Here is a 15,585-nt window from a genome sequence, read left to right as displayed (position 1 = left end):
AGAAAAATTATTTTATACTTTTTTATTCTCTAATGTTAAGTAAACTTCTTATCTTTTTTGCAATAAGAAAAGAACCATATTTACTTACATGATCATCATCAGAATATAAGATCTTACCGTCTTTATATAAATAGCAGTAGCTATCATCACAAAAAATATCTTCAGGATCAAGGATTTTTACATTTTTGTAATTCTTTGCTAAATTTTCTATGATTTTGCGATATCTTTGTTGTCTTTTTATGTAATTTCCTCTATTAAGTTTGCAATTATATCCAGATGGTATAAACAATCTATTTAAACAAGTTTTTGGATTAAAGCCAATTAATAACCTCACCATAAATAGGAATCAATCTTTGTTATCAGTATAAAATGGAACTATCTTTTTTAAAAAGTCTTTTATATTCTCAGGACATAATTCTATTATTTTTTCTAATTCTTTTAAGTAGTAATCTAAATCTTGTAAAGTCATAAACTTTGGATTTTTCGCTATATATATTTTTTCATGGTAGGTTTTATCTGTACCTTCTTCTGCTGTTAATAACTCTTCGAACAGCTTTTCTCCCGGTCTTAAACCTGAAAAAACAATTTCTATATCTTTGTAAGGCTCTAAGTTTTGTAATCTAATTAGTTCTTCTGCAAGTTTAACTATTTTTATAGGTTCTCCCATATCAAGAACAAAAATTTCTCCTCCTTCTCCCATCGCTGCAGCTTGTAATACAAGTAATACTGCTTCTGGAATAGTCATAAAATATCTTTGCATTTCTGGATGTGTTACAGTTACTGGACCACCTTTTTTAATTTGTTCTAAAAAAATTGGTATTACACTTCCACGACTTCCCAGTACGTTTCCAAATCTCACAGATATAAATTTAGTTATGTTTACCTGATTAAAACTATTACATATTATCTCTGCAAGTCTTTTAGTAGCTCCCATTATACTTGTTGGATTTACCGCTTTGTCAGTAGAAATATTAACAAACTTTTCAACTTTATATTTTACAGATACATCGGCAAGGTTATAAGTACCAAATACATTTGTTTTTACAGCTTCTTCAGGAAAATACTCCATTAGAGGAACGTGTTTATAGGCTGCAGCATGAAAAACTATTTTAGGAGCATACTTTTTGAAAATATTATCTAATTTGTCCTTATTTCTTATATCTCCTACTATTGGAATAAACTCTATTCCATATCCTTTGCATTTATCTAAAACTTCTAAAGTTAGATTATAAAGTTCCGTTTCATCTATCTCAAAGGCTATTATCATACATGGATTGAAATCTATAACTTGTCTTACTATTTCACTGCCTATTGATCCACCAGCTCCTGAGATAAATATTTTCTTTCCTTTTAAAAATTTTGTGACTTTATCTTTATCTATATTAATTTCCTCTCTAAATAGTAAGTCTTCTATAGAGATGTCCTTTAAAGTTTTTACTGATAGTTCTATGTTGTTAGGGAGGTTTTTTAAACTTGGTACTATTTTTATATCATTTATTCCTTGCTCTTTAATAAAATTGTATAATCTTTTTATCTCTCTATGATTAAGACTTGGAATAGCTAAAATAACAGACTCTATTCTATTCTCCTTAATAACATCTTGAATATTATCTAGGCTGTTTAAAACAGGTACACCGTGAATAGTAGTACCTAATTTGTTAGGATCGTCATCTACAAATCCTACAGGATTATAATTTGGATCTTTTATTAAACCTCTTACAATCCTTTCTCCTGTTGACCCTGCACCTACTATAAGTGTTCTTTTACCACTTTTATTTATAGAAAAAATTTCTAAATAAATCCTTTTTGAGATTCTAAGCGATCCAATTAAAATTAGAGATATGAAAAAATCTATAACTAAAACAGATTGAGGAATAGACAAAGAGTTAAAATTTTTCTGTAGGAGATAATTCAAAAAGAAAATAACTACAAAAAAGGAAAGTAAACCTAAGAAAATTTTTGAGAGTTCACGAAGTCCAACGAATCTCCAGTTTAATTTATAAATATCTAAAAAATAGAAAATTAACACTTTACCTAAAGTTAAAGGTATTACCCAGTAAATTATTGAACTTTTATAATTTTCTGGTATGTTAAACTCAAATCTTAAGTAAAAAGAGAAAATAAAGCTAAACATGAAAATTAGTAAATCATTAAATAAAAAAAACAAAAATCTTTTTGCTTTTGTAGGTTCAAATATTTTTTTTAAAAAATCTTTTATTTTTCTCATCTTATTATCTTTTTAAGAGTTTTTAAAATAAGTTTTAAATCTGTCAAAAAGCTAATATCGTTAATATATTTTTTATAATATTTTATTTTTTCAGGTAACACCTTTTCAAGATAGACTTTTTCTACATCATTAGCACCTTTTAGTATCTCTTCTTCGTCTACATATTCTAAAGTAGCATAATCAGTGATACCAGGTTTAACTTTCAATATCTCGTTATAGTCTTCTTTATAAACTTCAACATACTTTGGAACTTCTGGTCTTGGACCTACTAAACTCATATCACCCTTTAATACATTTATAAGTTGAGGAAGTTCATCTAATTTGTATTTTCTTAAAAACTTTCCTATCTTTGTAATTCTTGGGTCATCTCCTTTTGTCACCTGAGAGCCCATCTTTCCAGCATTTTCTACCATAGTTCTAAACTTGTAAATTCTGAAAGGTTTTCCATATTGTCCTACTCGAACTTGTTTAAAGAATATACTACCACCATCTTCTTTTTTTATGAGAATAGCTATTATAATAAAAAAAGGTATTAGAAGGATAATTCCTATTAAAGCTAATAAAAAGTCTATAATTCTTTTTATATATTTCCTATAAATCATTTCATTACCTTTTGTTCTTATTTACAATATCTATAACATTTTCAATTATATAGTTTACCTCTTGTTGAGTCATTCCAGGGAAAATAGGTAAAGATAAAACTTTCTCAAAAATCCATTCACTATTAGGATAGTTTTTATCGTATCCTTGATCTTTATAGTAAGAAAACCTATATAAAGGTATAAAATGAATACTAGTTCCTATTCCCCTACTTTTAAGTTCTTCTATAAATTGATTTCTACTTATTTTTAGAGCTTCTAAGTTTAGTTTTAATGGATAAAGATGCCAAGATGAAACTCTATCACTTTTTACAATATAAGGTATTAATTCTTCATATTCTTTAAAGGCATGATTATAAGCATCGGCTATTCTTACTCTTTCTTCCCACATCCAATGAAGTTTTTTAAGCTGTGCAAGACCTAAAGCTGCGTTAATATCTGTCATATTATACTTATACCCATTGTCTAAAACATCATACTCCCAGCTTCCTTCTTTTGAATACCTTTTCCAAGCATCTTTGCTTATGCCGTGTAGTCTCAATATTCTGATTTTTTCAGCCCATTCGTCGTTATCTGTTGTTATCATTCCGCCTTCGCCAGTAGCAAGTGTTTTTGTTGCATAGAAGCTAAAAGCTGTTATATCTCCTATTATCCCTACTATTCTACCTTTATACCAAGCAGGTAAAGAGTGAGCAGCATCTTCTATAACAAAAAGGTTGTATTTTTTTGCTATTTCAAGAATTTCATCCATATCGGCTGGTTGTCCTGAGTAATGAACAGGTATTATGGCCTTTGTTTTAGGTGTGATTTTTTCTTCTATTTTTGAAGCATCAATAAGGTGCGTATCTTTTTCAACATCAACCAAAACAGGCTTTGCCTTAAAATAGTTAACTACCTCTGCTGTAGCAACAAAAGTGATAGTGGGAACTATAACTTCATCTCCTTCTTTTAATCCTATAGCTCTGAGTGCTAAATGAAGTCCAGCGGTACAGGAATTAACAGCAACAGCATTTTTAGAACCTATATACTCTTTAAATCTATTTTCAAATTCAACAGTTTTATAACCCATCGTAATCCAGCCTTTTTTAAGGCTATCTACTACTTCGTTTATCTCATCCTCTGTTATATAAGGTCTATGAAAGGGAATTTGCATAACTTTTACCTCTCTAATAGTTTTTTAGAACCTCATCTAACCTTTTTGCTAACTTTTCATAAGAATGATTTTCGATAACATATTTTTTTCCATTTTCGCCAAGCTTTTTTCTTTCTCCTTGACTCATATTGTATAATTTCAAGATTGCTTCAGCAATAGCGTTTGGATTTTCTGCTTTGGTAGAAATACCACAGTTAGCCATTGTTACAATGTCAATTTTTGTATTAATGGAGTGTATTATAGGTTTTCCTGCATACATATAATCAAAAATTTTATTCGGTGATACACCGTATTTAAATAAATGCTTATTTTTTAATCCTATATAACAGGCATCTACCAAACTTAACAGACTTTGAACCTGCCTTTTTGGAATAGCTGGTAAAAATTTAATATTATCATAACCTTCAGCCATTTTTTGTAATTTTTCTTTTTCTCCCCCTTCTCCAACTATAAGAATTAAAATATCTTTATAATCTTTCAAAATTTTACCAGCTTCGACTAAATACTCTAATGCGTTAGCTATCCCTACTGTACCAGTGTAAGCAACTTTGAATTTATTCATAGGAATTTGCTTTTTGATGTCTTCGTTTAAAGGTTCAGTTCTTTCCATATCCTCTAAGTCTACTCCGTTTGGGATATATATAAAATTTTTATCTTTATAACCGTTATCTTTGAGATACTCTCCATAATTTGGTAAAACTGATACAATTAAATCACTTTTTTTAATAGCCATATCTTCAAAATATTTAAGTAGCTTAATAAATGGATGCTTGGGAGAGTAATTACCGAGTTCAATTATTGAAAGAGGCCAAATATCTTTAACTTCAAAGATTAATTTTGAATCATATTTTTTAGCTAATTTATAAGAAGGTAATACAGGTAGAGTTTCCATAGGTGAAATAATAATATAGTCTGGTTTAGGTAGTTTATTCAAAGGTAATTTAAATAAGGAATAGGTGAAAAGGAGCCATTTTATTACTCTTTTTTTGTCCCAAGATTTGCTGTAATGAGGAACTTTTATCCAAAGATAATTAATTCCATCAATTTTTTCTAACTCAAATCTATCTTTTACTTTAGGAGGATTTTTGAATAGATGTGAATATGAAGCTGTTATTATTGTAACATTGTAGCCAAGCTTTAAAAGTTCCTTACCTAAGTAGTAATGTCGAAATTCCATTCCATGATAAGGAGAACCCGCATATTCGTTTATAATCCAGATATTCTTCTTTACCATCCTTGAGTTAAAACCTCAATAATTTTATCAGAAGCATCACCTTTTCCATATAAGTGCTCGATTATATTATATTGCTTTTCACCGTTTAAAACCTCTAATGAGTATTTTACAATAGCTTCTGCCTTATTTCCAGCAAGTTTATTAAATTCTATTTTTACCAATTCAATCCACTCTGTCTCATTTCTTGGAATTACACAAGGAGTTTCCCAGAAATATCCTTCTTTTTGAACTCCACCTGAATCTGTTATTATAAGTTTGGCATTCTTTTCAAGGGCTAACATCTCAAAATAAGAAACAGGTTCTATTAATAATAGATTCTCATTTTTAAAGTTGATATTAATTCCAGCTTCGTTTAAAGCTTTTTTTGTTCTTGGATGAGTCGGGAATATAATTCTATATCCATAAGATGCAATCTCGTTTAAAGCTTCCCATATATTTATAAGATTCTCTCTAAAGTCTGTATTTTCTGCCCTGTGTATTGTAGCTAAAATAAACTCTTTTGGCTTTAATCCATATTTACTTAAAACTTTTTCCTCATCAACCCTATTAATACTCTCCAAGGCAATATCAAACATTACATCTCCCACTTGGTAAACACCTTTAGAAATACCTTCTTTGTGTAAATTTTCAACGGCTGTCTTAGTAGGTGTAAATAGCCATGTAGATATATGGTCTGTCAGAACTCTATTTATCTCTTCTGGCATTTTCTTATTATAACTTCTCAAGCCTGCTTCTACATGGGCAACAGGTATATGAAGTTTTGCAGCTGCTAATGCTCCTGCCAGCGTAGAGTTTGTATCTCCATAAACTATTACAATATCCGGCTTTTCTTTAAGTAAGACTTTCTCTATTTCTATAAGCATTTTTCCAGTTTGCTCTCCATGATTTCCAGACCCAATGCCAAGGTAGTAATCCGGCTCCGGAAGCCCAAGCTCTTTGAAAAAAACATCTGACATATTAAAGTCATAGTGCTGTCCGGTATGTACTAAAATTTCTTTAACCCCTTTTTCTCTCAACTTTTTAGAAACCAAAGCAGCTTTTATAAATTGTGGCCTTGTCCCTACAATGGATATTATTTTCGTCAAATCATTTCCTCCTTATATCATTTATATTATTTTAGAATTTTAAAATATATATCTAATAATTTCTTTTCTTCATTTTCCCAATTATATTTCGTCATAACAAGCTTTCTTCCATTTTCTCCCATAGTTTTAGCTATGTGATCATTTTCTAAAAGATAGTTTATTCCGTTAGCTATCTCTTTTGGGTTCAAAGGATCAACACATATACCACAATTATTTCTTTCTATTATCTCTTTCCAAAGTGGAAAGTTAGATGCTATAACAGGAATACCTGCTGACATATACTCAAACATTTTTACAGGTAGACTATCTAGGTAATTTATTGTTGGATATAATGTTACCAGTCCTATCTTAACATTTTTTAGAATTTCTTTTACTTTATCTCTTCCAATGAAACCATAGTATCTAACCTTACTCCAACCTTTTAATGACTTAATATACTCTTCTAACTCTTTACTTTCAAAATTACCAGCAAGATGAAGTACAGTATTTGTATATTCAAGTGCTTTTATAACTTCTTCAATCCCCCTTATTTTTGTTATTCCACCAATATAGCAAATTTCATTTTTTCTTATATCCCAATTTACTGGTTCATATAGTTCATCAATTTTTGGATAATTATTGATATCTACTGTATTTTTATTTATCTGTTTAAATCTATCTCTAATATAAGGAGTTGCTGCTATTATAGCATCAAATTTTTTTGCTGCATAATTTTCATAAATTTCGAAAATTTTAGAAATTATTGGTTTTATAAATCTCTTAAGATAAGGTTTTGATAAAATTTGCCTTGGAACATCTTCGTGGACATCATAAATTACTTTTTTACCTAATTTTTTAAGCTTTAATCCAACAGGAATTAGTTCTGGATCGTGAAAATGATAAACATCGGCTTTTTGATTAACTGCCAATATAAAGGCTTGTTTCGAAGTTTTAAACATCCTTTGAATACGATCTTTATGTTTTTTTAAAGCTATGATATTTATATCATTCACTGTTTCGTTGATATCATGGGGAGCAATAATAGTTAAATTATATCCAGCTTTTTTTAATGAGATTGCCTCTTTGTGAAATATACGAACATCAAAAGGTGAATGCACAGTAGTAACAATACATATGTTTTTATTTATCATATAATTCACCTCCAAAATTAGATTTAGATTTATCTATTCTAAAATTAAAGGTAGAAAGTATAAATAAATAAAGTGCTAATCCATGAGATAAAAGTACCGTTTTCAGATCCGATGAAAGCATAAGTGAAATTATAAAAGGAGAGAACGAAATAAATACAAACTCTTTACCTAATTTTTTTGCTTTTCGGTCAAGAAACTTTAAAATTAATCCAATAAATATTGCATATACAATGAGTCCTAAAAAACCTGCGTGAGCATATCCTGAACCCAACCATCCTGTATTAGCACTTGTTAATGCGTTGTTAAAGAAAAATTCTCCTATAACATTTGGAACTGGTAAATCATAAGGATATCCTATAATTTTGTCTAATAGAAACCATTTACTATCTGTCCAAAAAACTTTTGGATTTGAAGAAAAAAACTCGTAATATACAAAGTTTAGTTGTGCAGGAAGAAAAAAAACTGTATGAGTTCTATACATCGTGAACACCTTCACCTAAAAATTTTATCATACTCCATAAACAATGTCTGCTGGTCTTTTGTATCCTAAAGAATGATGTGGCCTTATAAAATTGTACTTCCTTACATACTTCCTTAACTTCTTATTCATCTCCTCTAATGTGTAATCTAATCCCTCTATCAACCATAACTCCTCTTCTATTGTCCTTATCAATCTTTCTACAACACCATTAGTCTTTGGACTCCTTGGATAGCTAAAGTAATGCTCCACTCCTATATCCGTTAAATACTTGTTAAACTCCCCTAAAAACTCACTCCCGTTATCTGTTTGTACCCTCTTTATCTCAAATTCAAAATACTCATTTAACTCAATATAAAATTCTTTTGTTTTCTTTGAATTTTTACTTTCATATACCCGTGCAAAACAAAATCTGCTATACTTATCTATAGCTGTGAATTGGTAATATGTTGCACCTGCGATGTTCAGGTGTTTTACGTCTATTTGTACTACATCCCCTGGGGCTTGTGCTTGCAAGCCTCTTTTTGTCCTTTTCTTCTTTATACTCTTTTTTCTTTTGTTTTGTATTTTAATTGATTTTGTTCTCTCTATTAATCCTTCTTCTTTTAATACTTTATACACTGTAGATGGTGATACTTTTATGTTTTTTTCTTCTTGTAGATATGCCGATATTTTTTCTTTGCTCCAAGTTGGGTTTTGTTTCCTGACTTTTATTATTTGTTCTCTGTACTGATTTCTTATAGTTGGTTTTCTTGTGTTTTTTGGTGTTTTAGGTCTATCAAGAAGTCCTTCAAGTCCGTCTTTTTTGTATCTTTCAAACCATTTATAGAAGGTAGTTCTTGATATTCCGAAGTATCTGCAGGTTTTGGATATATTTTTTGTATCTTGGTAGTGCTGTATCCATTTTAGTCTTTTTTTGGCTTCTTTTGTTAAAGGAATGTCTTTAATCTTGTTTGATAGTTTTTTAGGAAAGAGTGTTGTCATATACATAGGGGTTCCTATAATACCTTTCATATAACCTACCTCCTGTTTTTGTTGAAATTATTTTAAAGGGGTAGGTGTTCACTGTGTATTGAAACTTATACAATCATTTTTTAGTTTTTGTATATTTGCAATATCTTTCAATATATGAGATTCAAACATGATATCTTCTACAAAACCTTTATTAATCCTTAGCCATTTTTCTTCTGGTGTTGCAAAACCTACCTTATCTACTCTCTTCCTAATTTGTTCCGGTAAAACTCCGTCCATGGCTTGCCTTAAAACATACTTTGAAAATCCGTTATGAATTTTATAAACCGAAGGTATTTCAAAACAGTATTCTATCAAGTTTATATCGTCAGCAAAAGGTGTTCTTGATTCTATACTGAATCGCATTGAATTTCTATCTTCATACCTTAGTAATCTTTTTAAGCTAAAGCCAGTTATCAACTGATGAAGTTGTTGATTAAGACTATTGGGAATTTTCTCTTGTCTATCTTTAATCCTGTATGAAAATTCTTTATAAAATTCTGGATTAAGTAAAGATATTGGATAAGATATTCTTTTAATTAAAAAGTCTCTTATCTTAGGAAAAGTTAAGAACTTTCCTAACTCTGATTTTATAGCCATTTTTATTATTGATTTAATATCTATAGGAGAGTTATTTACATTTTTTATTTCATTTATTAAATCAGTAAAATCAAAATTCTTTATAAGTTCTCTGTAGTAGGTAGGAAAATATCCTGTATAACCTGTAAATAACTCATCTCCTCCTTGACCATCCAATAGAACTTTTACACCACTTTCATATGCAGCTTTCATTACCCTATACTGTGCATATATACTTGTAGATCCGAAAGGAATGTCTTGAGTGTATATAAGGTCTTCTAAATCTTCTATTAGTTCCTTTTCTGTAGGAAAAGTTCTTATCCATTGAGATTTAGTACTTTCTACAACTATCTTTGCCCAATTACTTTCGTCTACCTTGTCATCTTTATAAGAAGCTGTAAAACATTTTATATAGTCTCCTACTTGAGATAAATGTTGATTTTTAATTATTTCATTCATCACGCAAACAATGGTTGAGCTGTCAAGCCCACCACTTAAACATGATCCAACACTTGCATCAGACCTAAGTCTTAATCTAATCGCCTCAAATATAAGTTCTCTAATCTCGGATATATACTTTTTCTCTTTCTCCGGATTATATTTTTCAAATTTATCATAGTATAAAAGCTCATAATACTTATGGAGTTTAAATTCAAAGTTATTCAAATTTAAAACTATATTGTAAGAAGGTTTTAATTCTCTTATTCCTTTGAAAAAACTCTCTTCTCCCTGTTCTTCCAGACCCAAGGCAATGTAGTCAAAAACAGCTTCGTAATTAACTTCTTTTTTTATAAAAGGAAGTCTAAGTAAAGCTTTTATCTCAGAAGCAAAAGCAAAGTAATTATCATCTTTGTAGTAGTATAACGGCTTTACTCCAAATCTATCTCTTGATAAAAATAAGATATTTTTTCTTAAATCAAGTATTGCAAAAGCCCACATACCGTTGAACTTGCTTACACAATCAAACCCCCATTCTATATAAGACTTTAATAGAACTTCAGTATCTGTATTTGTAATAAAAGTATAACCTTTTTGTTTTAACTCTTCTCTCAACTCTAAATAGTTATATATCTCTCCATTAAAAACAATCCAAACTTTTTGAGCTTCATCACACATAGGTTGATGTCCGGCCGGAGAAAGATCTAATATAGATAATCTTCTATGTCCTAAAGCAACCTTAAATTTTTTACCTTCAAGGGAATTAATATGACTTTTCGGTGAATACAGGAAGTTAGAATTCCATACTTTATCGGATGTGTCATCCCCTCCTGCCAAAACAATGCTCTCCTCCGATAGAAAAATAAATCCTTCATCATCAGGTCCACGATGTTTTATAGTATTTGCCATATCTCTTATTAAAGTTGAGTTTATATTTTCATTACAAACCAAACCAACGATACCGCACATATTATTTACCTCTTTTTTATTTCAACAGATTTAAATATAAATATTAGATATACGGAATATATGAACCATTCTACAAATATTAAATATAACAAAAAATCTTGAAAACTAATATGAAAAATATATATAACTGCAAAAAATATAACTTCGACTGCAAAATATAAAATTTGCCATTGAAGTAGATAATTTAATTTATTTGAAGAAACAAGAGCGACGCTAATAGGAGAAACAATAAATCTTATTAAATAAGAGATTAATAATATTATAGCTATAGATTTAGAATCTTCCCATTTCAACCCAAAAATGAAACTCCAGAAAACATATATCAGCACAATTAAAGCAAAATTTACTGATATGGATAAAATTAATAAATTCAATGCCGTTTTTTTTAAAAAATTTCTTGCTGATACTAAATCTTTCTGGAATAGGAAAGAAAATTCTCTAAAAAAGACCTGGGAAATAGCTGAAGCTATTAAACTAAAAGGAGCACTTACTATTTTATATGCAAAAAAATATAATCCTGTTACTTTTATTCCAAAATAGAAAGAAATAAAGAAAAAATGTATATTTGAAGATATAGTGTCTATTAAAGCACCCGGAACATAATATATAGGAAAGTTTTTATACTTATGAAACATGGTTTTTATATATAGATAATTTATAGAACTGAAATACTTAGAAATATTCTTAAATAACTTAAAATTAGAAAATAATTGAGAAGCTATATACCCAAATACTAATCCTGTTGTTTTATATTTTAAAAATCCCATACCTATCTGAACAACAGCACCGGCTAAAGATTTATATATATTTGCTTTAGATATATCTTTATAAAGTTTAAACCTGTTATTTGTGTAATTCAATATACTAAATGTCCCCAACAAAAATACAGATAAAGGAGCAAGATAAATTAGCCATCCAAGATTTTTAGCATTTAAAACATCTAAAAGCCAATCTCCAAAAAATAAAATAAAAAGAAAAAACAAACCACTTACAAAAACATTGAATAAAAAAGCAACTGCCGCAACATTTATAGCATCTTCATCTTTCTCTGGAAGCATTATAGCAAGTTCATATTTACCACAAGCAATTACTGAAATAATTGACGTTATAGACATAAATATAGCAAAAGCTCCAAAATCCTCAGGAGTATATAATCTTGTTAAAATAGGGGAGATTAAAATTGGAACAGCTTGAGCTACGGCTGTCCCACCAGCTAATACTAAAACACTCTTATTAAACTCACTTTTAAGTACTCTATCTTTTAAAGAATTTACTATATTCATAAATCCCATTCAAAAATTTTCTCTATAACTTTTTTTATTTTATCTTCCTCCATCAATGGCTCAATAGGTAGGCTTAAAACACTTTTAGATGCAAGCTCACTATTTTTTAAACTTTCAAAAATCTCCATACCATTGTTTACAAAAACTTTCATCTTATGAAGAGGCACCGGATAGTATACCATAGAGTCTATTCCGTTTTCTTTTAAATACTTTTGCAGTTGATTTCTATCTTTTTCTATCAATCTTACTGTGTACTGATGATACACATGGTAAGCTCTTGGATGTTCAGATGGTGTTTTTAGCCAGTTTAAACCTTTAAGATGGTTATTATAGATGTTTGCTATTTTTCTTCTTCTTTCTGTAAACTCATCTATATACTCCATTTTAGCCAGTAAAACTGCAGCCTGAATAGTATCAAGTCTTGCATTATAACCAATATGGTCTACATTGTACTTATCCTTTCCACCGTGTTTTAGTAGCATACGAATAACTTCAGCAATTTCTTCATCCTTTGTCGTTATCATTCCACCGTCGCCAAATCCACCTAAATTCTTAGATGGAAAAAAGCTAAAACATCCCACATCACCAAAAGACCCTGTCATCTTGCCATCCCATTTTGCACCAAAACTCTGAGCACAATCTTCTACTACAAAAAGATTGTACTCTCTGGCAATATCCATAATTTCATCCATATTACAAGGATGACCGTATAAATGAACAGGAACTATTCCTTTTACCCTTGAACAATACTTGTCAAGAGCTTTTTTTATCAGTTGTGTATCAATGGTATAATTTTCTAAGTCTATATCAACAAACAAAGGTGTGGCTCCACTCCTGAGTATTGAGTCTCCAGTTGCAGTAAATGTAAAAGGAGTCGTTATTATAAGGTCGTCCTTGTTCCAGTACTCCTGTTTCTTTCTTATTATAGCTAAAGCCCTTAAAGCCAAGACAAGAGCATCTGTTCCAGAAGATACTCCAACAGCGTATTTTGTCCCTATATAGTTTGCTACTTTTTCTTCAAGTTTTTTTACTTCATCTCCAAGTATAAAATTGGATTTATTGATAACTTTATCTATATTTTCTTCTATTTTTGGGTACATATAGTAAGTTTCTCTCGTTAGGTCTAACATAGGAATATTTGTTTTTTTATTTTCCTTTACATACTTTTCAACAAACTCTTTTGGAGATATAGTGATATCAGGATATTCATTTAGTAAATTTTCATCTCTTGTTAAAATTAAACCATTAATCGCTTTTGCACTTGATCTTAATAAAGAATCTTCTATATCATCCCAATCTTTTTCTATATAGGTAGGAGTTTTAGCTAACTTGAAAAAAGATAAAATCTCCTTTAAAAAATTATTAACTATTTTTATTTTATGCTGTCTTTTCATATCTGGGTAAGCATCTGAAATATACTTATACTTTAAAAACACAAAATTATCAAGAGATGAAGAAGATACAAATGCAAAATCTTTGTATTTCAAGTAATCAAAAGCTTCTACTGAATAAGGAAACTTTTTTCTTCTTTTTTCTTCATAGTAATCTAAAAGAATGTTTAAATCAATCAGAATATTTCTCATTATAAAACTCTCCTACAGCTTCGTAAAGTTTCTCATCATCATCAAAATCTACTGAGTTTGTTTTCATACCTATTTCTTTCCAATTTTTTTCAATATACTCATCACTCCACTCTTCTTTATCTTCTTCACTTTTAATAATTTCTACACCATCTTTTTCAAAATGTTTTAACAACCATAGTAAATTATCTAAAATTTCCTCGTTTAAAACATTAATTATAATTTTCATACTTTTTCCTCTAAAGGATAGAATTTATTACCTTCTAAAAGATATCTACTTTTACAACTTTTACAAATAATTTCTATCTTTCCATCTTTTTTTACTACATCACCTTTTATCCTGTCTTTATGGACTAAAACTACTCCACATTTACAAACCCAACCAACCCTTTTAGCAGGAACTCCAGTGTAAAGAGCGTAATCCTCAACATCACAAACTACTACAGCTCCTGCCCCTACCATTGCGTATCTCCCTATGGTGTTTCCACAAACTACAGTTGCGTTAGCTCCTATTGTAGCACCGGTTTTAACAATGATTTTTTTAAATTCGTGTTTCCTTTCTATAAATGCTCTGGGTGTTAGAACATTTGTAAAAACACAGGAAGGTCCACAAAAAACGTAGTCTTCAAGCTCTACACCTTTGTATATAGAGACGTTATTCTGTATTTTACATCCGTCTCCTATTTTTACATCCGGACCTATCATACAGTTCTGTCCAATAATACAGTTTTTACCGATTTTTGTATTTGGTAAAATATGGGAAAAATGCCATATTTTTGTTCCTTCTCCTATATCTACAGGTTCATCTATGTACGCAGATTCATGGACAAAGTAATTACTCTTTTCCATACAACTTCTCCACAGCTAGAGGATGAGCTCTCTCATTAAATCCAACGGGATTTAAATTCCTGATTTGATAAACTAATTCAATAGAAGGTCTTGCATCTTCAAGACCAAAACCACCACCGTTTAGAATGTCTTTATACACTACTGTATGTAAATCTGTAAACCCTTCTGAAAATTCTATCTCTTCCCCATCAAAAGTTATAGACCTGTAAGTTCTTTGGCCTTTTTGTTTTATTTCTTCTGGAAGGTCGTTGTAATCTACAGATAGAAACCATCTTACATTTGCTTTTTCAAGTTCTATATACCCAGACATCTTCTTTAAAGGTTCTGAGTAATGTACTTCTGTATGCTTAACATCTCCAAAAATCCAGATAAGCATATCAAAAAAGTGAATTCCAATATTTGTTGCTACTCCTCCAGATTTTGATAAATCTCCTTTCCAAGAAACAAAATACCAGTTACCTCTTGAAGTAATGTAAGTCAAATCTATATTATATTTTTTATTTTTTGCTTTGTATTCGTTTTGAATTCTATCTCTTAAAGAAATTATAGAATCGTGAACTCTAAGTTGTAAAACATTGTAAACCTTTCTTCCAGTTTCTTTTTCTAGCTCACTAAGAGCATCTATATTCCAAGGATTCAGGACAAGGGGTTTTTCACATATTGCATCTGCATCATTTCTCAATGCAAACCTTATATGAGCGTCGTGTAAATAGTTGGGTGAGCAGATAGAGACATAATCTACCTTTTCTCCTTTTCTTCTGAGTTTATCTACAAATCTGTCAAATCTTTCAAACTCTGTAAAAAAATGAGCATTCGGGAAGTAACTATCTATTATCCCTACACTATCACACTTATCTAAAGCTGCAACTAAGATATTGCCTGTATCTTTTATAGCCTTCATGTGTCTTGGTGCTATGTACCCAGCTGCTCCTATCAATGCAAATTTTTTCATAAAAAACCTCCCCAGTAA

The 15,585-nt window shown here is 29.9% G+C and carries 15 protein-coding genes; all 15 read right to left on the bottom strand.

What is annotated here, in order from left to right:
• Positions 1–22: 22 nt before the first annotated feature.
• The 15 genes from SULAZ_RS01735 to SULAZ_RS01665 are packed head-to-tail and all read right to left on the bottom strand — an operon-like array spanning position 23 to position 15,567.
• A complete protein-coding gene (locus SULAZ_RS01735) occupies positions 23–337 on the bottom strand; it encodes an SGNH hydrolase domain-containing protein (protein WP_041675768.1) in 315 nt (104 codons plus the stop codon).
• Between the two features lie 9 nt (positions 338–346).
• Positions 347–2,227 (bottom strand): polysaccharide biosynthesis protein, encoded by a 1,881-nt coding sequence (locus SULAZ_RS01730; RefSeq protein ID WP_012674334.1) that lies wholly within the window; start codon positions 2,225–2,227, stop codon positions 347–349.
• Positions 2,224–2,829, bottom strand: a complete 606-nt coding sequence (locus SULAZ_RS01725; protein ID WP_012674717.1) for a sugar transferase — start codon at positions 2,827–2,829, stop codon at positions 2,224–2,226. The genes SULAZ_RS01730 and SULAZ_RS01725 overlap by 4 nt, the downstream gene beginning before the upstream one ends.
• A 4-nt stretch (positions 2,830–2,833) precedes the next feature.
• Positions 2,834–3,979, bottom strand: coding sequence for a DegT/DnrJ/EryC1/StrS family aminotransferase (locus SULAZ_RS01720; RefSeq protein WP_012673735.1), 1,146 nt, complete (start codon positions 3,977–3,979; stop codon positions 2,834–2,836).
• Positions 3,980–3,992: 13 nt separating this feature from the next.
• Positions 3,993–5,213: a glycosyltransferase family 4 protein gene (locus tag SULAZ_RS01715; RefSeq protein ID WP_012674074.1), complete on the bottom strand. Its 1,221-nt coding sequence runs from the start codon at positions 5,211–5,213 to the stop codon at positions 3,993–3,995.
• Positions 5,207–6,298: a non-hydrolyzing UDP-N-acetylglucosamine 2-epimerase gene (gene wecB / locus SULAZ_RS01710; protein ID WP_012673527.1), complete on the bottom strand. Its 1,092-nt coding sequence runs from the start codon at positions 6,296–6,298 to the stop codon at positions 5,207–5,209. The genes SULAZ_RS01715 and wecB overlap by 7 nt, the downstream gene beginning before the upstream one ends.
• A 26-nt stretch (positions 6,299–6,324) precedes the next feature.
• Complete coding sequence (locus tag SULAZ_RS01705) at positions 6,325–7,428, bottom strand: glycosyltransferase family 4 protein (RefSeq protein ID WP_012674821.1); 1,104 nt, start codon at positions 7,426–7,428, stop codon at positions 6,325–6,327.
• Complete coding sequence (locus tag SULAZ_RS01700; RefSeq protein ID WP_012674834.1) at positions 7,418–7,909, bottom strand: hypothetical protein; 492 nt, start codon at positions 7,907–7,909, stop codon at positions 7,418–7,420. Before SULAZ_RS01700 ends, SULAZ_RS01705 begins: the two co-directional genes overlap by 11 nt.
• Positions 7,910–7,936: 27 nt before the next feature.
• Positions 7,937–8,920, bottom strand: a complete 984-nt coding sequence (locus SULAZ_RS01695) for an IS481 family transposase (RefSeq protein ID WP_012673450.1) — start codon at positions 8,918–8,920, stop codon at positions 7,937–7,939.
• Between the two features lie 48 nt (positions 8,921–8,968).
• Positions 8,969–10,903, bottom strand: a complete 1,935-nt coding sequence (asnB, locus tag SULAZ_RS01690) for an asparagine synthase (glutamine-hydrolyzing) (RefSeq protein ID WP_012673467.1) — start codon at positions 10,901–10,903, stop codon at positions 8,969–8,971.
• Positions 10,904–10,908: 5 nt separating this feature from the next.
• Complete coding sequence (locus SULAZ_RS01685) at positions 10,909–12,195, bottom strand: oligosaccharide flippase family protein (RefSeq protein ID WP_012674631.1); 1,287 nt, start codon at positions 12,193–12,195, stop codon at positions 10,909–10,911.
• Complete coding sequence (locus SULAZ_RS01680) at positions 12,183–13,769, bottom strand: DegT/DnrJ/EryC1/StrS family aminotransferase (RefSeq protein ID WP_012673693.1); 1,587 nt, start codon at positions 13,767–13,769, stop codon at positions 12,183–12,185. Before SULAZ_RS01680 ends, SULAZ_RS01685 begins: the two co-directional genes overlap by 13 nt.
• A complete protein-coding gene (locus SULAZ_RS01675; protein WP_012674793.1) occupies positions 13,750–13,995 on the bottom strand; it encodes a hypothetical protein in 246 nt (81 codons plus the stop codon). Before SULAZ_RS01675 ends, SULAZ_RS01680 begins: the two co-directional genes overlap by 20 nt.
• Entirely contained in the window at positions 13,992–14,615 is a 624-nt protein-coding gene (locus SULAZ_RS01670; RefSeq protein ID WP_012673710.1) for an acyltransferase, read from the bottom strand. Before SULAZ_RS01670 ends, SULAZ_RS01675 begins: the two co-directional genes overlap by 4 nt.
• Positions 14,602–15,567, bottom strand: coding sequence for a Gfo/Idh/MocA family oxidoreductase (locus tag SULAZ_RS01665; RefSeq protein WP_012675027.1), 966 nt, complete (start codon positions 15,565–15,567; stop codon positions 14,602–14,604). The genes SULAZ_RS01670 and SULAZ_RS01665 overlap by 14 nt, the downstream gene beginning before the upstream one ends.
• Between the last annotated feature and the right edge of the window lie 18 nt (positions 15,568–15,585).

Source organism: Sulfurihydrogenibium azorense Az-Fu1, from assembly GCF_000021545.1.
Classification (GTDB): Bacteria; Aquificota; Aquificia; order Aquificales; family Hydrogenothermaceae; genus Sulfurihydrogenibium; species Sulfurihydrogenibium azorense.
Note: the sequence above shows the minus strand (reverse complement) of the source record. Positions and strands in the feature narration are given on the sequence as shown.